19 protein-coding genes are annotated in these 22,747 nt (G+C 62.0%); 12 read left to right on the forward strand and 7 right to left on the reverse strand.

Features of this window, described 5'->3' with window-relative positions:
* Window positions 1-244 precede the first annotated feature (244 nt).
* The 3 genes from ACST81_RS18725 (at window position 245) to ribB (ending at window position 5,786) form a co-directional block, all read left to right on the forward strand.
* The gene (locus ACST81_RS18725; protein WP_438749772.1) at window positions 245-3,430 is read left to right on the forward strand and encodes an EAL domain-containing protein; all 3,186 of its coding nucleotides are present in this window, start codon (window positions 245-247) and stop codon (window positions 3,428-3,430) included.
* 139 nt (window positions 3,431-3,569) lie between these two features.
* Complete coding sequence (gene aroC, locus ACST81_RS18730) at window positions 3,570-4,667, forward strand: chorismate synthase (RefSeq protein ID WP_438749774.1); 1,098 nt, start codon at window positions 3,570-3,572, stop codon at window positions 4,665-4,667.
* An 18-nt stretch (window positions 4,668-4,685) separates the two neighbouring features.
* Window positions 4,686-5,786 (forward strand): 3,4-dihydroxy-2-butanone-4-phosphate synthase, encoded by a 1,101-nt coding sequence (gene ribB / locus ACST81_RS18735; protein ID WP_438749776.1) that lies wholly within the window; start codon window positions 4,686-4,688, stop codon window positions 5,784-5,786.
* 17 nt (window positions 5,787-5,803) lie between these two features.
* On the opposite strand, the gene ACST81_RS18740 is transcribed toward ribB, so the two are convergent.
* A complete protein-coding gene (locus ACST81_RS18740) occupies window positions 5,804-6,997 on the reverse strand; it encodes a winged helix-turn-helix domain-containing protein (RefSeq protein ID WP_438749778.1) in 1,194 nt (397 codons plus the stop codon).
* A gap of 113 nt (window positions 6,998-7,110) precedes the next feature.
* On the opposite strand from ACST81_RS18740, the gene ACST81_RS18745 reads away from it, so the two are divergent.
* The 5 genes from ACST81_RS18745 (at window position 7,111) to ACST81_RS18765 (ending at window position 10,332) form a co-directional block, all read left to right on the forward strand.
* Window positions 7,111-7,791, forward strand: a complete 681-nt coding sequence (locus ACST81_RS18745) for an energy-coupling factor ABC transporter ATP-binding protein (RefSeq protein WP_438749780.1) — start codon at window positions 7,111-7,113, stop codon at window positions 7,789-7,791.
* Complete coding sequence (locus ACST81_RS18750) at window positions 7,785-8,390, forward strand: CbiQ family ECF transporter T component (RefSeq protein ID WP_438749782.1); 606 nt, start codon at window positions 7,785-7,787, stop codon at window positions 8,388-8,390. The genes ACST81_RS18745 and ACST81_RS18750 overlap by 7 nt, the downstream gene beginning before the upstream one ends.
* 61 nt (window positions 8,391-8,451) lie before the next feature.
* Window positions 8,452-9,015: a biotin transporter BioY gene (locus ACST81_RS18755; protein WP_438749784.1), complete on the forward strand. Its 564-nt coding sequence runs from the start codon at window positions 8,452-8,454 to the stop codon at window positions 9,013-9,015.
* Window positions 9,016-9,151: 136 nt separating this feature from the next.
* Window positions 9,152-10,078, forward strand: coding sequence for a histone deacetylase family protein (locus ACST81_RS18760; RefSeq protein ID WP_438749786.1), 927 nt, complete (start codon window positions 9,152-9,154; stop codon window positions 10,076-10,078).
* Entirely contained in the window at window positions 10,075-10,332 is a 258-nt protein-coding gene (locus tag ACST81_RS18765; RefSeq protein ID WP_438749788.1) for an exodeoxyribonuclease VII small subunit, read from the forward strand. The genes ACST81_RS18760 and ACST81_RS18765 overlap by 4 nt, the downstream gene beginning before the upstream one ends.
* Before the next feature lie 18 nt (window positions 10,333-10,350).
* On the opposite strand, the gene ACST81_RS18770 is transcribed toward ACST81_RS18765, so the two are convergent.
* Both ACST81_RS18770 and ACST81_RS18775 read right to left on the reverse strand, forming a co-directional pair.
* Window positions 10,351-10,788, reverse strand: a complete 438-nt coding sequence (locus ACST81_RS18770) for a hypothetical protein (protein ID WP_438753672.1) — start codon at window positions 10,786-10,788, stop codon at window positions 10,351-10,353.
* Window positions 10,785-11,048: a type II toxin-antitoxin system Phd/YefM family antitoxin gene (locus ACST81_RS18775; RefSeq protein WP_438749790.1), complete on the reverse strand. Its 264-nt coding sequence runs from the start codon at window positions 11,046-11,048 to the stop codon at window positions 10,785-10,787. Before ACST81_RS18775 ends, ACST81_RS18770 begins: the two co-directional genes overlap by 4 nt.
* Window positions 11,049-11,193: 145 nt before the next feature.
* On the opposite strand from ACST81_RS18775, the gene ACST81_RS18780 reads away from it, so the two are divergent.
* On the forward strand, window positions 11,194-12,117 hold the full coding sequence (locus ACST81_RS18780) for a pirin family protein (RefSeq protein WP_438749792.1): 924 nt from the start codon (window positions 11,194-11,196) through the stop codon (window positions 12,115-12,117).
* A gap of 166 nt (window positions 12,118-12,283) precedes the next feature.
* Window positions 12,284-14,197 carry a 1-deoxy-D-xylulose-5-phosphate synthase gene (gene dxs, locus ACST81_RS18785; RefSeq protein WP_438753674.1) on the forward strand — a complete coding sequence of 638 codons (1,914 nt, stop codon included), beginning with the start codon at window positions 12,284-12,286 and terminating at the stop codon, window positions 14,195-14,197.
* 13 nt (window positions 14,198-14,210) lie between these two features.
* On the opposite strand, the gene ACST81_RS18790 is transcribed toward dxs, so the two are convergent.
* Both ACST81_RS18790 and ACST81_RS18795 read right to left on the reverse strand, forming a co-directional pair.
* Window positions 14,211-15,341 (reverse strand): OpgC family protein, encoded by a 1,131-nt coding sequence (locus ACST81_RS18790; protein WP_438749794.1) that lies wholly within the window; start codon window positions 15,339-15,341, stop codon window positions 14,211-14,213.
* Between the two features lie 140 nt (window positions 15,342-15,481).
* Entirely contained in the window at window positions 15,482-16,483 is a 1,002-nt protein-coding gene (locus ACST81_RS18795; protein ID WP_438749797.1) for a DUF4424 domain-containing protein, read from the reverse strand.
* Window positions 16,484-16,763: 280 nt separating this feature from the next.
* Between ACST81_RS18795 and ACST81_RS18800 the strand changes: the two genes are divergently transcribed.
* Window positions 16,764-17,570 (forward strand): TlyA family RNA methyltransferase, encoded by an 807-nt coding sequence (locus ACST81_RS18800; protein WP_438749799.1) that lies wholly within the window; start codon window positions 16,764-16,766, stop codon window positions 17,568-17,570.
* Complete coding sequence (locus ACST81_RS18805; protein WP_438749801.1) at window positions 17,567-18,817, forward strand: class I SAM-dependent RNA methyltransferase; 1,251 nt, start codon at window positions 17,567-17,569, stop codon at window positions 18,815-18,817. The genes ACST81_RS18800 and ACST81_RS18805 overlap by 4 nt, the downstream gene beginning before the upstream one ends.
* Before the next feature lie 363 nt (window positions 18,818-19,180).
* On the opposite strand, the gene mcpU is transcribed toward ACST81_RS18805, so the two are convergent.
* A complete protein-coding gene (mcpU, locus tag ACST81_RS18810; RefSeq protein WP_438749803.1) occupies window positions 19,181-21,280 on the reverse strand; it encodes a methyl-accepting chemotaxis protein McpU in 2,100 nt (699 codons plus the stop codon).
* Window positions 21,281-21,550: 270 nt separating this feature from the next.
* Window positions 21,551-22,582: an extracellular catalytic domain type 1 short-chain-length polyhydroxyalkanoate depolymerase gene (locus ACST81_RS18815; protein WP_438749805.1), complete on the reverse strand. Its 1,032-nt coding sequence runs from the start codon at window positions 22,580-22,582 to the stop codon at window positions 21,551-21,553.
* Window positions 22,583-22,747 lie beyond the last annotated feature (165 nt).

The raw sequence follows: 22,747 nt of genomic DNA on the forward strand, positions 1-22,747 counted from the left end.
GGTTTCGCCCTCTTCAGTGATTCAGTCAATTTTCTTGTGCCCATTGTTTGACCCCTGATTGTGGCAAAAATCGCCCATTGCCGTGACTTTTAAAAGTTTACCCGATTTGGAAACTTATGGTTAACCAAATCTTGATCGACGTACGCCATTCCACAGTTGAAGCACGGATTCCGTAACGGGAACAGTCTCTAAAGCCAATCTTAAGACTCCCCCGGTAGCTTTGGCTCCGGGGAATATGGGGTGCATGAGAGTGACTAGAAGCGCTACGATCCGCCATCGCGTCCGGACGCTCGCGAGGCTTGCAAAACCGTCGCTCGTTCCTGCGTTCATCGCGGCCGCGGTCGTCTTCACCGGCGGATATCTCTTCAAGGAACAGAACCGCGCAAACTTCCGCAACGAGTTGAAGAGCAACGTCCAGAGCGAGCTGAACCTCGTCTCGACGCGCCTGCAGAGCGAGATCAACAACAACATCACCGCGCTTCGCGGCTTTGCCAACAATCTTTCCGTCGCGCCCGACATGCCACCGGCGTTGTTCGACCAGCTTGCCACGAAGCTGCTCATCCAGAATCCCCAGATGGTGCGCGTCAGCGCGGCGCCCGATGCCGTCATCAGTATGACCTTTCCGCTTGCCGGAAACGAGCGGATGATCGGCACCGACTTCAAGAAATTCCGCTCCTCCCGTATCGCTGTCGATCGCGCCCAGTCGAAGGCAAGGCCGGTTATTGCCGGCCCCGTGCGTCTGCCAAGCGGCCGCACCGGCTTCAACCTCTTCTCCCCTGTCTTCACCAAGGCTGGCGAGAAGATTACGTTCTGGGGCTTCGTCGAAGCCATCGTCGACGAGAAGGACATCTACGGCAACGTCCGTCTTCTGGGTGACAAAACAGACGAAAACCAAGCCAAGGACGACACTCACCGGGTCGACATACAGCTGGCGATTCGCGACGTGTCTGTTCAGAACAACATTCAGGACGCGTTTTTCGGCGACACCGAGATCTTCGAGAGATCGCCGGTCATCCGCCAGTTGCGCCTGCCCGGTGGCGTCTGGGAACTGGCGGCCATTCCGGCGGCCGGCTGGGCGCAGGAGCCGGCCAACAGCACGTGGCTGGATGCGACGATCCTCATTGCCGCCGCCGTCGTCATTATCCCGATATTCCTGACCGGCGGGCTGGTGAACGAGCGCCAGCGCAACATGGCCAAGCTGCGGTCTCGGGAGCGCGAACTGCTGACCATGTCGCACCGCCTCAATCTTGCGCTTGAATCCTCCAAGATCGGCATCTGGGAAATCGATCTCGACACGCAGGAACGCAGCTGGGACGAGCGGATGTACCATCTGCACGGCCTGCCGCCCGGTAAGGGTGATCCGACCTACGCCGAATGGCGCAGGACCGTGCATCCGGACGATGTCGCCGCAGCCTCGCTCACCCTGTTCAAGGCGCTCGACGAGGATCTGGAATACCGCTCACATTACCGCATCGTCATGGCCGACGACAGTGTCCGCCATGTCCGCAATATCGGTTCCACCCATGTCGGCGTCGACGGCAAGGCAAAGATCACCGGCATCAGCTGGGACATCACCGACGACGTAATGATGACCGAGCAGTTGCGGAGCGCCAAGGCCACGGCGGAAGAGAAGAACACGGAGCTTGAAACCGCGCTTGCCGGTCTTTCGGAACGCGAACAACAGCTCGAAGCCATCACCCGGCGCCTCGACCTGGCGCTCGCTTCCTACCAGTGCGGCATGTGGGACGCCGACCTTACCTCCGGCACCACCTATTGGGACGAGCGCATGCACCAATTGCACGGGCTGGTCTATAACGGCGGCGAGACGACGCACGAAAAATGGATCGGCACACTGCATCCCGACGACCGCGAGGAAACGCTCGCCGGCGTCAACCGCACGATCGAATATGGCGTGCCCTATGTGCAATCCTGCCGCGTGATCCTGCCCGACGGTGCGGTCCGCCATGTCCGTTCGGTCGGCAAGATTCACACTTTGCCGGATGGTAACAGGAAACTGGTCGGCATCGCCTTCGATATCAGCGACGACGTGTTGATGACGGAGCAGCTGCGTTCGGCCAAGGCCATGGCGGAAGCCAAGAACGACGAGCTTGCCGAAGCCAAGGACCGGATCGAGCACAATGCGCTGCACGATCCGCTGACGGGCCTCGGCAACCGCCGCATGCTCGACATGGAGCTCGAGAGACTGGCCCACGCCCGCAAGGACGGCCTGCAGAACATCGCCATTCTCCATATCGACCTCGACCGCTTCAAGCAGATCAACGACACGCTCGGCCATGCCGCCGGTGACGCCATGCTCGTGCATGCGTCGGAAATTCTTCGCTCGAGCGTCCGCGCCGGCGACATGGTCGCCCGCATCGGCGGCGATGAATTCGTCGTTCTGGTTGCCGACCCGCCAAGCAAGGTGTTCCTGACCGCCCTTTCGGAACGCATCATCGTCCAGATGCGCCAGCCGGTCGATTACAACGGCTTCCCCTGCCGCTTCGGTGTCTCGATCGGCATCGCCGTTGCCAGCGACCTCGCCATCGATGAGCGCCAGCTGCTGGTCAACGCCGACATCGCGCTTTACCGGGCGAAGGAAAACGGCCGCAATCGCTACGAATTCTTCACCGACGCTCTGCAGGCCGAAATCGTCACGACGAAACGTATCGCCGATGAAATCCTCGAAGGCATCGAACGGAACGAATTTATCGCCTGGTACCAGCCGCAGTTCGAAGCCGGCTCGTTGCGTCTGGCCGGCGTCGAGGCGCTGATCCGCTGGAACCATCCGCGCGAGGGCGTGCTCACCCCCGACAAGTTCCTGCATATCGCCGAAGAACTGAATGTCGTCGCGACCCTCGACCGCATCGTGCTCGATCGCTCGCTGATCGACGCCATGCGCTGGGCAGCCGCCGGCATCGACGTGCCGAAGATCTCCGTCAACGTCTCGGCCAAGCGGCTGAGCGACGAGAACCTGCTCGCCTCCCTGTCGGGCCTCAGCTTCGCGCCGGGGCAGCTGTCCTTCGAACTGGTGGAATCGATCTTCCTCGACGAGAGCGACGACATCGTCACCGCCAATATCGAAGGCATCAAGAAGCTCGGCATCGACATCGAGATCGACGACTTCGGCACCGGCCACACCTCCATCGTCAGCCTTCTGAAGATCAAGCCGAAGCGGCTGAAGATCGACCGGCAGTTGGTCGCGCCAATCCTCAAGTCCCGCAGCGAACAGGCTCTGGTGCGCTCGATCATCGAGATCGGCCGCTCGCTTGGCATCGAGACCGTGGCCGAGGGCGTGGAGACGATGGACCACGCGGAAATGCTCGGCCTGCTGGGCTGCGACATGCTGCAAGGCTACGCCTTCGCCAAGCCGCTGAGCTTTGACAAATTCGTTGCCTTTGCCGGACACGAGGCGCTGCAACTCGCTTCCTGACCCCTCCCCGGCAGCAATTGCCCGATCATGCCAGAAAGGTTTTCCCTTTCCGGCATTTTCGCTCTAATAGTCACGGCCGAATGAATGTCGCAGGCGGGCGTCTTGAGGCGCGCGCCGTTTACACATCCGGTTGCAGATCATGTCGCATAACACTTTCGGTCATCTTTTCCGCGTCACAACCTGGGGCGAAAGCCATGGGATCGCGCTCGGCTGCGTCATCGACGGCTGCCCTCCCGGCATCCGCTTCACGCTTTCCGAGCTGCAGGCCTGGCTCGACAAGCGCAAGCCCGGCCAGTCGCGCTTCGTCACCCAGCGCCGCGAGGACGACCTCGTCAAGGTGCTCTCGGGCGTAATGATGGATGCCGACGGCGAAACGATGATCACCACCGGCACGCCGGTCTCAATGATGATCGAGAACACCGACCAGCGCTCGAAGGATTATTCCGAGATCGCCAAGAGCTACCGGCCGGGCCATGCCGACTATACCTACGACCTGAAATACGGCATTCGCGACTATCGCGGTGGCGGACGCTCTTCGGCCCGCGAGACGGCGGCGCGGGTGGCGGCCGGAGGCCTCGCCCGCAAGGTCGTGCCGGGTCTGCTCGTTCGCGGCGCCCTCGTCCAGATCGGCAAGCACAAGATCGACCGCGCCAACTGGGATTGGAACGAGATCGGCAACAACCCGTTCTTCTGCCCCGATCCGAAGATGGTGCCCGTATGGGAAGAGTATCTCGACGGCATCCGCAAGACTGGGTCCTCGATCGGCGCCGTCGTCGAAGTGATCGCCGAAGGCGTTCCGGCCGGCATCGGTGCGCCGATCTATGCCAAGCTCGACCAGGACATCGCCGCCAACCTGATGTCGATCAACGCCGTCAAGGGCGTCGAGATCGGCAATGGTTTTGGCGCCGCCGAAATCACCGGCGAGGAAAACGCCGACGAGATGCGCATGGGCAATGACGGTAACCCGATCTTCCTGTCCAACCACGCGGGCGGCATCCTGGGCGGTATTGCGACTGGCCAGCCGGTGATCGCGCGTTTCGCCATCAAGCCCACCTCCTCCATCCTCACCGAACGCCAGTCGATCGACTCGGACGGCAATAATGTCGATATCCGCACCAAGGGTCGTCATGACCCCTGCGTCGGCATTCGAGCCGTACCGATCGGCGAGGCCATGCTTGCCTGCACGATTGCCGACCATTACCTGCGCGACCGCGGCCAAACTGGCCGGTTGAAATAAACTTCGAGGAAGAAACCGATGTCCTTTGACCAGAAGCGTGTCGCCGATGCCATCCGGGCCTTCGAGGCCGGCGAGATCGTCGTCGTCACCGACGATGACGGCCGCGAGAACGAAGGCGACCTGATCGTCGCCGCCGTGCATTGCACGCCGGAAAAGATGGCCTTCATCGTGCGTCACACATCCGGCATCGTCTGCGCCCCCATGCCGAAGGAGGAGGCCAAGCGCCTGAACCTCAACGCCATGGTGGCCGAAAACGATTCGGCCCATACGACCGCCTTCACCGTCACCGTCGATTTCAAGCACGGCACCACGACCGGGATTTCAGCTGAGGACCGGACGCTGACGGTGCGCAATCTTGCCAATCCCAATGTCGGCGCCTCCGACTTCACCCGTCCAGGCCACATCTTCCCGCTGGTTGCCCGCGAAGGCGGTGTGCTGATGCGGTCCGGCCATACGGAAGCTGCGGTCGATCTCTGCCGTCTCGCCAGCCTGCCGCCGATCGGCGTCATCTGCGAACTGGTCAATGACGACGGCACGGTGATGCGCGGCCCCCAGGTGGCGGGTTTTGCCGAAACCCATGGTCTCAAGCAGGTCTCGGTCGCCGATCTCATCGCTTACCGACAGCGCAAGGACAAGCTGATCGAGCTGGAAAACAGCTTCGACATCGACACGCCCTACGGCAAGGCGAAAGGCCATGCCTATTCCCTGCCCTGGGATCCGATGCAGCATCTCGCCGTCGTCTTCGGCGATATCCGCGATGGCGTCGATATCCCGGTACGTCTGCATCTCGAAAATGTCGGCGCCGACGTCTTCGGCAAGGATTGCCAACTCGACACGATCATGAAGCGCATCGCCGACCAGGGCCGCGGCGTCATCGTCTACCTGCGCGAAGGCTCGGTCGGCGTCGGCATTTCACGGACGGCGCGCACGGGAAAACACGGGCACGAAGGCCATGACGAAGCGCAAGCGCGCGAAAGCGAATGGCTCGAAATCGGGCTGGGCGCCCAGATCCTCAAGGATCTCGGCATCACCTCGATCCGGCTTCTGTCAACACGCGAACGCCACTATGTCGGCCTTGAAGGCTTTGGGATCGAGATTACGTCGACGGATATTTTGTAGGATCGGGCGATGCCACGTTACGTGGCATCCCACCCCTCCAGAAACAGCACCCTCTCCACGCCTGCGAACTTCGCCAGCCGCGCCAGTTCCGCCTCCAGCCTTTCCATCCGGCCGGACGAGGTGCCCACACCCTTTTCCCACCACAGCCGCTTGACATCGAGCGTGCCGGACTTGCGGTCGGCCTTCATGTCGATGCGGCCGACGATGCGGTCGCCTTCGAGGAGGGGAAAGACGTAATAGCCGTATTCGCGCTTCGGCTCCGGCACGAAGATTTCGATGCGGTAATAGAAGCCGAACAGTCGTTCGGTGCGGTTGCGGTCGCGGATTAGCGGATCGAAGGGGCTGAGCACGCGCAGGCGGGCCGGCGGGTCCGTTAGGTCGCCGAGGTTATCGGGAAAGCCGTTGAAGGCGTAGGACAGGCGCGGCTTTTCGCCGTCGGCCGGTTCGATCAGCACTTCGGTCAGTTCGTCGCGATGCGCCGTCACCCAGGCCTTCGCCTCCTCCGGGCCGATCAGGGCGAAGAAGGCGGCGATCTCGCCATGGGTGGCAAAGCCCAGCCGTTGCAGCGCGCTGCGGCAGGCCCAGTCGACGAATTCCGCTTCGCTCACCTCCGGCTCGTAGTGATGAGCAGGCAGCACCCGTTCGGCGAGATCATAGATCTTCTGGAAATTCTGCCGGCCGGCAATCGCCAGCTTGCCGGTGTGCCAGTAATATTCGAGCGCCGTCTTGTTGGGATGCCAGTTCCACCAGCCGCCGGACTTGTGCTCGGCGACCTTCAGGTCGCGTGACATCACCGCCCCACCCTCGGCAATGCGCTGATAGGTTTCCTCGAACGTGCTGTCGAACCCCTCGCCTTGCCACTTGAGCCAACGCTCCTTGAGGATCGGTTCCCGCCGGGCGAAGCGGTGTTTCCAGTAGCGGAAGAAGGCCGACGGCAGGATGGAGGCGTCGTGCGTCCAGTGCTCGAACAGCGCACCGTCCTTTTCCAGAAGTTCGGTCAGGTGCTCACGCCGATAAGTCTGGTTGCGTGAGAACAGGATCTGGTGATGCGCCCGCTCGACCGTCGCGATGCTATCCACCTGCACGAAGCCGATATCATGGATGAGATCGAGCAGACCCTGCTTGCCGAGCGCCTTGTGGGGAGAGCCGGCCAGACCCTGCTTGTTGAGGAAGATGCGCCGTGCATCGCGGTTGGAAACGAGAATCGCCATGGGCCGATCACATCAAATGTTCACACTTTGTTCAAGCCCCAAACCGCAGGCCTCTTTCCATCGGCGTGAAATCTGTCCTATAGAGCGCCCACGTTACGTGCGGGGGACAGCGTTTGGACATTCGTTTTGCCGATTGCTCGGTCCGCTTCGGCGACCGTGTCGCGCTTCATCCGCTGACCCTCTCGCTTACCCAGCGACGCATCGGTATTATCGGGCTCAACGGCTCCGGCAAGACCACCTTCGCCCGGCTGATCAACGGCCTTGTGAAGCCGACATCCGGCGCTGTCACCGTCAATGGGCTCGATACGGTGAAGGACGACAAGAGCGTGCTCGGTCAGGCCGGCTATATCTTCCAAAACCCGCAGAACCAGCTGATCATGCCCGTGGTCGCCGATGACATCGCCTTCGGGCTGAAGAATCGCGGCCTTTCAAAAGCCGAGATCGAGGCGCGGACGCAGGCCGTTCTCGCTCGCTTCGGCATCAGCCATTTGGCGCGCCGCCGGGTGCACGAACTGTCCGGCGGCGAAACGCAGCTGGCGGCGATGGCGAGCGTCGTCGTCACCGGTCCACAAATCCTCATTCTCGACGAGCCGACCAACCAGCTCGACCTGAAGAACCGCCAGATGGTCGCTTCAACGATCGCCGGGCTGGAGCAGAACGCGCTGGTGATCAGCCACGATCTCCCGCTGATCGCCGATTTCGAGCGCGTGCTGCTGTTCCACGAAGGACGTCTGATCGCCGATGGCGACCCGACTGAAACCATCCGCCGCTATCATGAGGTGGCGCTGTGCTGACCAGTCTCTATGTCGAGGGCGAGACCTGGTTTCACCGGCTTGCGGTCCGGCCGAAGCTCATCCTGCTTCTCGTCGCCAGCCTGCTGCTGTTCATTATCTCGTCGCTGTGGATTCTCATCCCCGCTCTGTTGCTTGCGACAGCGCTCTATCTGTCGCTCGGCATGACGCTGCGCGAAGCCTGGTCGCGCGTCGGCTTCGTGTTCTTCACCATTCTCTTTCTGGCGCTTGTCAATCTCCTGCTCGTTTCGCCAGTCGACGTCGCGGTCATGGTCACGCGGTTGATGACACTCGTGATTCTCGCCGCCGCCATCACCGCCACCACGACGATCGACGCCTTCATGGACGAGATCACCCTGCTGCTTGCCCCTCTTGAGCGGATGGGTCTGGTGCGGGCGGCCGATGTCAGCCTGGCGCTGGGGCTGGTGCTGCGATTTGTTCCGGATATCTTCAGCCGCTATCAGGCGATCCGCGACGCGCACAAGGCGCGCGGTCTGCCCGTCAGGCTCTTGACCATTATCGGCCCGCTGATCATCCTCACTCTCAAAGATGCGGATATGATCGCCACGGCCATTGACGCCCGCGGCTTTCGCCGCCATTAAATGCGCGCATTCTAATAAATGCGATATCTGCCAACATGGCCCCGCCAACATCGGAAGACACATGACAACCAGAGACATCGTGCTAACAGCGCTCTTCGCCGCCATCATCGTGGTCCTCGGCCTCATCCCGCCGGTCACGCTCGGCTTCATCCCGGTTCCGATCACCGCCCAATCGATGGGTGTCATGCTGGCCGGCTGCATCATCGGCGCCAAGCGCGGCGCGCTCGCCTATCTGCTCGTCATCCTGATGGTCGCCATCGGCCTGCCGGTTCTGGCCGGCGGCCGCGGCGGCATGTCGGTTCTGGTCGGCCCGACCGGCGGCTTCGTCTTCGGCTGGGTCATTGCAACTTACGTCACCGGCCTGATCGCCGAGCGGTTCGTGCGTGACGGTCAGAGCGAAGTCCGCCAATTCACCGGCTTCTTCCTCGCCTCGATCATCGGCGGCATCGTCGTTCTCTATCTGATCGGCATGCCCTGGGTTTCGGTCGTGACCGGTTCGCCCCTGCTCGCGGTCGTTACCGGCTCGCTCGCCTTCATTCCCGGCGACATCCTGAAGGCCGCGATCGCAACGCTCGCCGCCCGCGCCGTGCTTGCCGGCTACCCGCTCCTGCCGCAGCGCGCCTGATCACTGCCCGCCTGAGATTTTGACCCTCCCGTGGCGACACGGGAGGGTTTGTCGTTTTTCACGGCTGTTGAAAACGGCTGGATTGTCCTACCTATGGCATGGACCTTGAAACCCCGACCCCGTAGGTTTCCCTCCCATGACCACCATCCTCTTCGAAAACCCGATCTTCCTCGAACACAAGGTTCCAGAAGGACATCCCGAGCGGCCGGACCGACTGAAGGCGCTGACGCAGGCGTTGGAGGACGAGCGTTTTTTGCCGTTGAAGCGGCAGAAGGCGCCGCAGGGCAACGAGGATCTGGTGCTGCTCGCTCATCCGGAGACACATCTGCGCACGGTGATGTCGGTGATCCCCGAGGAGGGCATCAACTCGTTCGAGGCCGATACCCATGCTAGTCCGGCCAGCCTGCAGGCCGCCTTGACCGGCATTGGCGGCGCGGTCGCGGCGGTCGATGCTGTGTTTGCCGGCAAGGCTGACAATGCCTTCGTCGCGTCCCGCCCGCCCGGCCACCATGCCGAGAAGAACAAGGCGATGGGGTTCTGCTTCTTCAACAATATCGCGATTGCCGCCCGCCATGCGCAGCAGCGTCACGGCGCCGAGCGTGTCGCCATCGTCGATTGGGACGTGCATCACGGCAACGGCACGCAGGATATCTTCTGGGACGATCCATCCGTGCTGTTCTGCTCGACGCACCAGATGCCGCTCTATCCCGGCAGCGGCGCCAAGACCGAGACGGGCGCCGGCAATATCGTCAACGCGCCGCTCTCGCCCGATACCGGCAGCGACCATTTCCGCGAGGCTTTCAAGTCGCGCGTTCTTGCGGCGCTTGAAGACTTCCGCCCCGATTTCCTGTTGATTTCCGCCGGATTCGACGCCCATCACCGTGACCCGCTGGCCCAGATCAACCTCGTCGCCGAGGATTTCGACTGGGCGACCGGCCGGCTTCTCGACATCGCCGGCAAGACCGCCAACAACCGCATCGTCAGCCTGCTCGAAGGCGGCTACGATCTCCAGGGGCTGGCCGAATCGGCCGGAACGCATATCTATCGCCTGATGAGAGGATGACCATGAACTCCAACCCGACAAACGACGTCTCGTCCCTCTCCTTCGAAAAGGCCGTCGAGGAACTGGAATCCATCGTCTCCGCGCTGGAGCGCGGCGATGTCGCGCTCGACAAGTCGATCGAGATCTACGAGCGTGGCGAGGCGCTGAAGAAGCACTGCGAAGCCCTGCTGGGCGCCGCCGAAAACCGCATCGAAAAGATCAGGCTCGATCGCGCCGGCAAGCCGCAAGGGGTAGAGCCGCTCGACGGGGAGTGAGGCGTCGAACGCAGGTGTTCACTTACTCCTCTCCACCTGCGCAACCCGTTTGGCTCGGGCATAAGCAACAAACTTCTCCACCAAAACCTTGAAGAAGCGTGGCGGAAGAAGACCGATTTCAACTGATTGGGCACCTCGACCGCTGATGGGCCTCAGGTCGGGTCCGGGCCAGGTAAACCCGTTGACTTCCGTTAACATGATCCATGAGCGGTCAGCGTCGAGCCCAAGGCGAACCTTGGTCTGCGCGGGAATTTCAATGGCGTCGCCGGAATTTCGAGGTGGCGAGTGAGTAATCGGCAAGACATATACTTTCTGATCACCATCGTCGGTCAACGCTGTCAGGACGATCGCACACGGCCGGTCCTTAACGCCCTCCTCCAGGCCGCGAAGAGATTCGTCATGCCAGAGATAGGCATAGCGAATAACCATGCCGACCTGAGGCGCCGGGAAACTCACGGCTTCCAATCTTTCAATTCTTCATCCAGATGGGCGTAGGCCGCTGACATTTCTGTTTCCGCGATCATAGCAAGATCATTTTCAGGCAGATCTTCCGCCAGCATCACATAGCGATCACGCCGTTTAAGACGCGCATACTCATCCGCTGACAGCAGGACAAGGCGTTCGCGGCCATTGCGCGTAATCGTAACAGCCTCGGTCAAGGCCTTGTCGGAAACGCTGCCATAATTCTTGATAAACTCCGCAGAAGAGATACGCATTCTACTAAACCTTCGAAATATTCGAATATTTCATATTATGCGTCAGTTTTAGCGAAGGGGCAATAACGCCGCTTTGATATCCGCCTGTTCAAAGGTTCGTACAAGGAATACGTTCGGAGCGAACCCGAAATGAGGATGTTACGTGATGAGCTTCTTCCCCGGAAACGACCCCGAAGCCGGCGATGCGCCGGCCTGTGATGCGATCGAGCACCTGATCATTCCGCGCACCAGCGATATCGGCAATCTGCAGGTGCGCCGGGCGCTGCCGACGGCAAAGCGGCGGCTGGTCGGCCCGTTCATCTTCTTTGACCGCATGGGACCTGCACTTTTGAAGGCGGGCCAGGCGCTCGACGTGCGGCCGCATCCGCATATCGGACTGTCGACCGTGACCTATCTGTTCGACGGCGAGATCAAGCATCGCGACAGCCTCGGCACGGAGATGGTGATTGCGCCGGGAGACGTCAACCTGATGACGGCCGGGCGCGGCATCGTGCATTCGGAACGGTCGCCGGAAAACCTGCGTGGGCTGCCGCAGTCGATTTCCGGCCTGCAGACCTGGCTGGCCTTGCCCGACAATCAAGAGGAAATCGACCCGGTCTTTACCCACACCGAAAAACGCAACCTGCCCTCGTTTCGCGACAATGGCATGGAAGGCCGCGTCGTCATCGGCACGTTCGAGGGCATGACCTCTCCCGTCTCGGTGTTTTCCGACACGATCTATGTCGATCTGAACATCGAGGCCGGGAAGAGCGCGCCCTTCGCCGCCGCCTGGGAGGAGCGCGCGCTCTATATCCTCGAGGGCGAGGCAATCATTGCCGGCGACCGGTTTGCCAACAATCAGTTGCTGGTTTTCCGCGCCGGCGACCCGATCACCATCACGGCGGGACCGACGGGCTGTCATGTGATGCTGTTCGGTGGCGCTGCCCTCGGTTCGGCGCGCCATATCTGGTGGAACTTCGTTTCCTCCTCCAAGGAGCGGATCGATCAGGCCAAGGAAGAGTGGCGCACCGGCCGGTTCGACATCGTGCCGGGGGACAGCGAAGAGTTTATCCCTTTGCCGGAACGGTAATATTCGTTAAACTCCCGGTTTGCACCGCAAGAAACCCGCTTTTGCAATCCCTATCGATTCTGTTAAGACGCGGGCTTCTTGACGACATACATCACTTGAAATCGCGCCTCTCTTCCCGGCGCGAGAACGAAGGCCTTTCAGCGTGACCCAATTGCCAGTCAATCCGATGCCGGCGACCCCTCTTCTCGATCAGGTCCAGTATCCCGACGATTTGAAGCGGATCGACGACAAGGACCTCCCGCAACTGGCAACCGAACTGCGTGCCGAGATGGTCGATGCCGTCTCGCGCACCGGTGGGCATCTGGGCGCCGGGCTCGGCGTGGTCGAACTGACGGTCGCCATCCACAAGGTCTTCAACACACCGCATGACCGGCTGATCTTCGATGTCGGCCACCAGTGTTATCCGCACAAGATCCTGACGGGTCGGCGCGACCGCATTCGCACGCTGCGCCAGGAAAACGGCCTGTCCGGCTTCACCCGTCGTGCCGAGAGCGAATACGACCCCTTCGGCGCCGCCCATTCCTCGACCTCGATTTCCGCCGGCCTCGGCATGGCTGTCGCGGCCGACCTGTCGGGCGAGCACCGCAACGTGATTGCCGTGATCGGCGACGGCGCTCTGTCAGCCGGCATGGCCTATGAGGCGCTGAACAATGCCGGCGCGCTTGATGCGCGGCTGATCGTAATCCTCAACGACAACGACATGTCGATCGCCCCGCCGACGGGTGCGATGAGCGCCTATCTCGCGCGCCTCGCCTCCGGCCGCACCTATATGGGCTTCCGCGATCTCGGCAAGAAGCTCACTGCCTATCTCGGCAAGACCGTGGACCGGGCGATCACCCGCGCCGTCGAGCATGCGCGCGGCTATGTCACCGGCGGCACGCTGTTCGAGGAAATGGGTTTTTACCATATCGGCCCGATCGACGGGCATTCCTTCGATCACCTGCTGCCGGTGCTGCGCAATGTGCGCGATAATTCCAAGGGGCCGGTGCTGATCCATGTGGTGACGCAGAAGGGCAAGGGTTATCCGCCGGCGGAAGCCGCCGCCGACAAATATCACGGCGTCAACACGTTCGATGTCATTACCGGCGCGCAGGCGAAGGCCAAGCCCAACGCACCCGCCTATACATCCGTCTTCGCCGAGGCGCTGACGCAGGAAGCGAGCTACGACGACAAGATCGTCGCCGTCACCGCCGCAATGCCGTCCGGTACCGGTCTCGACAAGTTCTCGGCTGCTCACCCGTCGCGCTGTTTCGATGTCGGCATTGCCGAGCAGCATGCCGTGACCTTCGCCGCGGGCCTCGCCTCGGAAGGCTACAAGCCGTTCTGCGCGCTTTATTCGACCTTCCTGCAGCGCGGTTATGACCAGGTCGTGCATGATGTGGCGATCCAGGGTCTGCCGGTGCGCTTCCCGATCGACCGTGCCGGCTTCGTCGGCGCCGACGGGCCGACCCATGCCGGCTCGTTCGACACGACCTATCTCGCCACCCTGCCCGGTTTCGTCGTCATGGCGGCGGCCGACGAGGCGGAGCTGAAACACATGGTGCGCACCGCGGCCGCCTATGACCAGGGGCCGATCTCGTTCCGCTATCCGCGCGGCGAAGGCGTCGGCGTCGATATGCCGGAGCGCGGACAGATCCTGGAGATCGGCAAGGGTCGGACGATGAAGCAGGGCTCCAAGGTGGCGCTCCTGTCATTCGGCACACGGCTGGCCGATTGCCTGCTGGCAGCCGAGGACCTCGATGCGGCGGGTCTTTCGACGACCGTGGTGGACGCCCGCTTCGCCAAGCCGCTGGATCACGATCTCATCCGCCAACTGGCGCGACACCACGAGGTACTGATCACTATCGAGGAAGGCGCCGTTGGCGGTTTCGGCAGCCATGTACTGCAGTTTCTTGCCCAGGAAGGCCTGCTCGACAATGGCTTGAAGGTCCGCTCGCTGGTCCTGCCGGATGTCTGGATGGAACAGGCAAAGCCCGAGGTCATGTATGCCAAGGCCGGCCTCGACCGCGCCGGTATCGTTTCGACCGTGTTCCGGACGCTCGGCCAGAAGCAGCAGGTCGGATCGAGCGTGGCCGGTTAGGGCCACTCCTCCATCATCCGCTTTTTGCACCTATCGCCCCGGCGTCACCGATCAGTGTGGCCGATGGCCGTTGGGATGATCCCGCCTGTTTGCGAGCTTCCAGCCACTGGCCGATCGCCAACTGGATCGCGCAGCAGCCGACGAGCAGCAGCAATTGCGCTGCAAGCGATATGCCGGGAACGACCTTCATCAGCACCATGACGCAGAAGGCCAGCAGAAGTCCGCTCGCAAAGATTGCCAGGCTATGGCGGCCGGCAATGCAGAGCAGCCGCATGGACGGGTGATTGGACGCCTTCTTCACCCAGCCGGTATTCCAGGCGAGATAGAGGATTGCCAGCACGTTGATGATGCGCAAGGGACCTTCATTGGTCTTGGAAACCATCTGGTGCAGCAGATTGCCAGTCGTGCCGTCTATCGGGGCGAAATGAACAGCCAGATTGGCCGGGATGGCCGCCACGGCGAAGACGGCGGCGGCGATGAACAGAGGCCTGGTGTAAGGCAAGACGGTCTCGCCGCGTTTCAGGCGGATACCAAGGCAGATGCCGATCACGAAGATCAGTTGCCAGGAGAGCGGGTCGAAATACCAGCTCCTGTCTGCCAGCGCGACATTCGGAAAATTGACGTGGCCAAGTCCCGCCAGCAGCCAGACGGCGCCACAAACGGCTAAAAGAGCGATTCTCGACCTGTCGTGAAGGACGAAGACGAAAGGCGCGAGCAGCAGAAGCAGGACATACATCGGCAGGATATCGAGATTGCCCGGCATGAAAAGCAGCGAGATCGCCTGTATGCCGCGCAGCAGCGGATTTTGCCAGAACTCGCTCATGGCGCCATCCCACACGGCTTCATGGAAGACCGCGAGCACGAGAGACGACACCATCGCCATAAAGACAAACAACATCAGATGAGTGAAATAGAGCCGCAGCGCCCGTCGCCAGGGGCGCTCCATCTGCAGGCCCATATCCGGGCGATAATAGGCCAGCGCCGAGGACATCCCGGCGAGCAGCACGAAGATTTCGGACGCATCGGAAAATCCGCGCGATTGCTGGAACGTTTGCGAAAAGGTGAATTCCGCGTGGCCGATGAAAATCAGGAGAAGCGACAGCCCCCTGAGAAGGTCGATCCTGTTTTCGCGCTGCCCGCTCATTGCCGGTCCCCAAGCCTGTCGAGATCGCGCAATCCGCGACCAGCACATGCATTAGGCACAAATCGTTACGCACCCATTCGATGCGACCAGCGCAATTTTAACGATTTGTCTTTTCTTTAAGTTTGGGAACGGGTTACGCATCATTCATCCGGCCTGTGTTGCAGGATGAGAATTTCCAGGTCCTTTTGCGGAGAGAAGTCCTCTGCCGTCATCTGGAACGTCGTCGGCCCGGTCTTCTTCACGCCGCTGCCGCAGAAGCTGATGAGGTTTCTCGGGTCGCCCTTGTCGACGGTGAGCGTAAAGGACTTGATCGGGCCGCCCCAGTTGTTTCCAGTGGTCAGGATGTAGGAAATCCAGGCCTCGGTATAGAGCGTCTGGCCGTCATCGCTCGGCGGCGACAGTTTCCGCGTCGCCTTGACGAAGGCGTCGTCGATGCAATAGCGCGCCTTGTAGACCTCGAACCGCTCGCCCTGCGGCTTGCCCTCGTCCAGGAAGGTCACGGCGACGGTGCCGCCGACACTCGGCTTGTAGCGGTGCGAGACGTGGATATCCCTGCCCGGCGGAAAGGTCACCTTCCACCAATAGGCCGAGCGCAGGGTCCAGATCGGCGTGCGATGTTCCTTCATACCGTCACCATCGTCATAGACGTCGTTGAAGAGCATGCCGCGTTCCTTGAAATCCGTGGCGACTTCGTCATCGAGATCCGCCAGGGCTTCGGCCGTCGCATCGGCGAAAGGCAGGAGCGGCACGTCCTGTTCCTCGAGCGCATCCGTCACGTCGAGACTGTTGGCGATCGCCCGCTGCTCGAGCTCGACCTTGACCGGCTCGCCATCCTGGGTGACGGAAAAGCCGAGGAAATTGTCGGCCTGCATGTCGTCCATGGCGATATTGGCGTTCATGCCGCCGACAATATCCGGCATCGGAAAGGCGACGATGCCGGACACCGGCTTGTCGGTCGTGTTGCGAAAGACGTAGTCGACGCGGATTTCGTCGCGCGAGATGAACAGGTCTTCCTTGACCATCTCGATGTCCAGCGTCTGCACATAGGTGAGGCCGCCGGTCTTCAGATCCGCCATCGTGTCATTGGCAAAAGATGCGCTCGGCAACAGGGCGATGGCAAGAAGGCAGGATCGGATACGCATCGGTTTCTCCTCCGGAACGGGATACGCATCTGGCACGACTGAGACGGGGACGCCAAGTGTTGGCGCGACATTGAACCGAAAATGGGCGGTGCAAAGCAGGAATCCGCTTCGGACATTGGCTGGCTGTTGTCGCGACCTTTGTTCAGCTTTAGCAAGCGACGAGCGAACAATGAACGTCCCGCCGGGGGCTTGCGGCATCCAGAAGCCTGCAGCGGCGCATTATTTGGCGGGAAATCGGCAAAGTGCTTGCAAGCCGGGCTTCGACGCGCCATGAGAACCCATGTCAAACGAACCGAAAACCACTGTCCGTCTCGATCAGTTGCTGCTGAACCTGGGGCTTGTCGCCAGTCGTTCGCGCGCCCGCGACGCGATCCAGCGCGGCACCGTTACCGTCAACGGCCGTGTCGTTACCAAGGCCAGTTCCACCTTTCCCGAGGATGTGACGATCGCGATCGACGATCCGGTCCAGCCCTATGTGTCGCGCGCCGCGCTGAAGCTGAAGGCAGGCCTCGAGCATTTTGGATTGTCGCCTGCTGGCCTCGACTGTCTCGATATCGGCGCCTCGACCGGCGGCTTCACCGAAGTGCTGCTGCACAACGATGCCGAACATGTCATTTCGATCGATGTCGGTCATGGCCAGTTCCATCCCCGGCTGGAGGCCGACCCGCGCGTCACCAATATCGAGGGCCTGAATGCCCGCGTGCTGGACGAGGACCATCTCGAAGGCCGGGAAATCGGCTTCGTCGTCTCCGACGTCTCGTTCATCTCGCTGAAGCTGGCGCTGCCGCCGGCACTCGATCTTGCCGAGCCGGGTGCCCACTGCATCCTGCTCGTCAAGCCGCAGTTCGAAGCGGGCCGCGAGGCGATCAGTAAGGCCGGATTGCTCAAGGAGCCGGAAACGGCGCCGGCGGTCGCCGCCGAACTGGAACGCTGGCTGGTCGAGGATATGGGCTGGGTCAGCCTCGGCCTCATCCCCTCGCCCATTTCCGGCGGTGACGGCAACCAGGAATATCTGCTTGCCGGACGCAAGCCGGTCGACGATGACGACGGGCCCGAAGAAGACGAGACTGGGAACGACGACGAATGAGCACGGAAACGCTGACCATCGAGCGGCTCGGCCAGTCCGGCGACGGCATTGCACGCGGGCCGTTCGGCCCTGTCTACGTTTCCTTCACGCTGCCCGGCGAGACCGCGGCGCTGGCGGTCAACCGGGACCGCGGCACCGTCATGTCCATGTCGGAACTGTCGCCCGAGCGCGTCGAGCCGAAATGCCGGCATTTCGGCCCGCACGGCGAAAACGGCACCTGCGGCGGCTGCACGCTGCAGCATGCCAGCGACAGCCTCTACCAGAACTTCAAGCGCCAGTTGGTGCTGGACGCGCTGAAATCCAAGGCCTTGCAGGCCGATGTCGCGCCTCTCATCCTTGCACGGCCGGGCGAACGCCGCCGAACCGTCTTCACCGCACGGCGCACCGAAAAGGACCTGCTGCTCGGCTATAATCAGGCCGAGAGCCATCACATCGTCTCGATTTCCGAATGTCCCATCGCAAGCCCCGGCATCGTGTCGCGGCTTGCAGTGATCCGGACGATCGCCAAGGCGATGGCTGTCGGTGCCGAACCCTTCCGCATCACGGTGCTGGAAACCCTGTCGGGCCTCGACCTGTCCTTCGAAGGCATCAAGGCGATGGACGACCGGCAGCGGCGCACGGCAATCGACACCGTGCTGGGCTTGAAGAGCATTGCCCGCCTCAGCCTGAACGGCGAAATCCTCGTCGAGCCGGTCAAGCCGGTGATCGACTTCGGCAGCGTTTCCGTCTCGCCTCCGCCCGGCAGCTTTACCCAGGCGACGAAGCCTGCCGAAGAGGCGATGGCCGAACTGGTGATTAGTCATCTCGGCAAGGCCAAGCGCGTCATCGACCTGTTTGCCGGCTCGGGTACGTTTTCCTTGCGCATCGCCCGCAAGGCCAAGGTGCATGCGGTCGAAGGCGAGGAAAAGCCGTTGAAGGCGCTCGATTTTTCCGCGCGCAACACGCAGGGCCTGAAGCCGGTGACGGTGGAAAAGCGCGACCTGTTCCGCCGGCCGATGATGGCCTCCGAGCTGAAAGTCTATGATGCCATCGTCTTCGATCCGCCACGCGCCGGCGCGGAAGTGCAAACCAAGGAAATCGCCCGCTCCGGCGTGAAGAAAATCGTCGCCGTCTCCTGCAATCCAGTGACGCTGGTGCGCGATCTCCGCATCCTCGTCGATGCCGGCTATCGCATCACGTCCGTAACGCCGATCGACCAATTCCTCTGGTCCTCGCATGTCGAAGTCGTGGCGACGCTGGAGAAGTAGGCCTGCGCTCGATCAGCAAGAATAACCTGCTGAAAAGCAAAGGCCCGGATTTTCATCCGGGCCTTTGCTCAGACTGCTGACAAACTCCCAGGCCGGTTGTTTGAGAACGAGGCATCCCCACTCTCCCTCATCCCCGCCCTTGTGGCGGGGATCCAGCGACCCGACGTCCGTCGGGTCAAAAGACTCTTTCAGCCCAACGACTTGGGCTGGCTGGATTCCCGTGACAAGCACGGGAAAGACGGAGAGGATGGTGGCTTTGCACGTCCCAAATCGCGTCCGAAGTCGCGACAAGATGACTTTGTCAGCAGTCTGAGCAAAGGCCCGGATCTTCATCCGGGCTTTGCTGCTGTCCGATGCCTTCCATCACGCAGCGCGGCGGCCGTAGGATGGCTGGCGGAAAGCCGCAGCCTGACTGTCGCCGAGTTTGAACTGGGCGAGCAGGTCGTTCAGCGCCGCAGCTTCGGAAGCCAGACCATGGCTGGCCGCCGTCTGTTCCTCGACCATGGCGGCGTTCTGCTGCGTGCCCTGGTCCATGGTGTTGACGGCGGTGTTGATCTCCTGCAGCCCGGTCGACTGTTCGCGGGTGGCGGTGACGATCGCGCTGATATGCTTGTTGATTTCCTGCACCTCCGAGACGATCACTTTAAGCGACTGGCCGGTTTCGCCGACCAGATCGACGCCGGTCTTCACCTGGCTCGAGGACTTCGAAATCAGTGCCTTGATCTCCTTGGCGGCGTTGGCCGAACGCTGGGCGAGTTCGCGGACTTCCTGGGCGACGACGGCAAAACCCTTGCCTGCGTCACCGGCGCGGGCAGCCTCGACGCCCGCGTTCAGCGCCAGCAGGTTGGTCTGGAAAGCGATGTCATCGATAACACCGATGATGTTGCTGATCTCATCGGACGACGTCTCGATGCCCTGCATAGCATCGACGGCATTGCGGACGATCTCGCCGGACTTTTCCGCACCGGCGCGGGTGCGGGCGACCAGTTGGCCGACTTCCTCGGCGCGGCGGGCGCTGTCCTTGACCGTCGTGGTGATTTCTTCGAGCGCTGCCGCGGTTTCCTCGACGGAAGCCGCCTGCTGTTCGGTGCGGCGGGCGAGATCGTCGGCCGCATGGCGGATTTCGCTGGCGCCGGCGTCGATGGCACGGGCATTGGTGCCGACAGCCTGCAGCGCATGGTGCAACTTGGTGACGGAGTTGTTGAAGTCGGCGCGCAGGCGGTCGAGATGGGCGACGAAGGGAATGTTAATCCGATAGCCGAGATCGCCATCGGCCAGGCGGCCAAGGCCGGTCGCCAGCGCTTCCACGGCCTGCTGGATATCGGCGGTTTCGCGGGCTTTCACGGCTTCGCGTTCGCGACGTTCATGCTCCGACAGCGAGCGGCCGGATTCGGCCTCGCCTTCCAGACGGGCCCGCTCGATCGCATTGGCGCGGAACACGGCAACGGCTGCGGCCATCGAGCCGATCTGATCGCGACGATCCTGACCGGGAATTTCAGCCTTGAGGTCGCCGGCGGCAAGCTTCTCCATCGCGGCCGTCATATCGGTCACCGGACGGACCACAAGGCGGCTGAGCAGGGTCGCAAGGAAGACGATCATCAGGCCGACGCCAAGAAGAGTGGCGATGGTGGCGGCGATGCGGAACTGGCTGATCGCCGCATAGGCAACGTCGGCATCAACCGCGAAACCGACATACCATTCGACCGACGGCAGGCCGGCCACCGGCACGAAGCTGACGAGCATCGGCTTGCCATCAAGCTCGGTTTCCATGATCGCAGAGCCGATCATCGGCGTCGCGGCCGGAAAGGCGTCGGCGAGCGTCTTGGTCACCAGCTTGGCATCGGGATGAACGAGGATCTGGCCGGACTTGTTGACGAGGAAGGCAAAACCTTCACCGCCGACGTCGATTTCCTTGATCATCGAGACCAGCGTCTTCAGCGAGAAGTCGCTGCCGGCGACGCCGAACAGCTTGCCGTCCTTCTTCACCGGTACGGCGGCGCTGATGATCAGGTCGCCGCTGGAAGCGTCGATATAGGGCTCGGTCAGCACGCTGGCATCGGCCTTGACGGCATCCTGGTACCAGGGGCGCTGGCGTGGGTCGTAGTCTTCGGGCATCGGCGAGGCCGGCCACATGGTGAACTTGCCGTTCTCATCGCCGACATAGGTGGTCATGAATTCCTTGACGAGCACGTCGTTCTTCAGCGCGCCTTCGAGACCCGCCGCATCTGCGGCATTGCCGGCGGCGTTGGCAGCCATGGCGGTCAGCGTGACGCGACCGTTCAGCCAGTTGGCAACGCTCTGGGCGGCCTGCTTGCCGGAAGAGGAGATGTTCTCCTCGACGGCCTTCGTCGTCACATCATGCTGGAGCGTGTCGATATAGACGGAGAAGCCGGCGAATGCGGCGACGACGACGAGAGACGCGGCGACAAGGATGCGCGTCATGAGGTTCGATCTTTTGGACAAAGTAGGCTTCCCTGTTGGACCCGGCTCCTCCACCGGGCGAAAGTCGATCTGATCCGCACGCGAAACCGCCGGCCGGGCGAGAAACGCGGGGCTGTTTCTTCGAATACGGAAATGGGGACATGCCACGGCGGGCGGGGACGGCGCGCTTCATGCGGCCCTGCAGGATCGGCCGATGAACCGGCCCGCGAATGGGCAAACGATATAGAGACGTACTTAAGGCAGCGTTAAAATGGAATAGCTTGAAAAAAGCGGTATTTTAGCGCTTTCCGGCTATTCCGCAGCCTTCTTCAACGCCGAAAGCAGTCGCGGCTTCTTCAGGCCCCAGGCGGTTGCCAGATGCATCGAGGAGGAAATGCCGGCGTCGAGCATGAACGGACCGGGCGTGTCCGCACGGGGTCTCGATGCCGGTCTCGGTTTCAGCGGTGTGCCATGTCCCATGCCCTCGATCAGGTAGAACTCCACCAGCGCCTTCCCGGACGTATCCTTCCAGACTCTGCGGATATGTCCATCGACCTCACTCTGCGTGAAGCCGGCACTGTCCAGCCCGTGCACATCCAGCCATTGCTGCAGCAGGGCGTCGGCATTGGTGAGCGAGACGGTGTGGTCGCGCGTTCCGTGCCAGATGGAGACGGTCGGAAAGTCGCGGCTGACCGGCGATGCGCGACGGACGAGGTCTCCCCAGTCTTTCGCGGAATGGTCCGGAGCGCTCTTCATGGCCGCAAGCGCCCGATGCGCATCCCGCGCCGCGCCATAGGGCAATCCAGCAATGATGCCGCCGCCACAAAAGACATCCGGATAGGTCGCCAGCATCGCCGCCGTCATGGCACCGCCGGCCGACAGTCCGGTGATGAAGACGCGCTTGCGGTCGATGCCATGAGCCGCGACCATCCTGGCGACCATCTGGCGGATCGACATGACCTCGCCGCGATCGCGCGTGACATTGCTAGGGCGGAACCAGTTGAAGCAGAGGCTGGCATTGTTGGACCGGGTCTGCTCGGCATAGACGACGGCAAAGCCACGCTCGCGCGCCAGCGTCGACCAACCGCTGCCGCGATCGTAACCCTCGGCGGTCTGCTGGCAGCCATGCAACACCACGACCAGCGGCGCCTTCTTCGGCAGGTCCGGCGGCACATAGCGCAGCATGCGCAGGCGGCCGGGATTGGAGCCGAAATTTACAACTTCCTCCAACCGGCTGGCCGTTTTCGTCCTGCTCGCTGTTTTCGCTCTCGCCGCCACGGGCGCGGGCGATACCGCGGATGCCGCAGCCACCGCCTTGCGCGTCACCTTGGCGACTTTCGTCAAGGTCCTCTCCCAGCGCCTCTGCCGCTTGAGCATGTCGGAAAAGGAGAATTTGAATCGAGACCGCATGAGAACCCCTTCATTTTCCCGGCCTCCTCCCAAAGACCGGCAGTCCTCCACGCATAGGGTTCAATATGGGACGCGTTGGGCGGGCGGCAAGGTTGAAAG

This window comes from Pararhizobium sp. O133 (genome assembly GCF_051669845.1).
Classification (GTDB): Bacteria; Pseudomonadota; Alphaproteobacteria; order Rhizobiales; family Rhizobiaceae; genus Pararhizobium.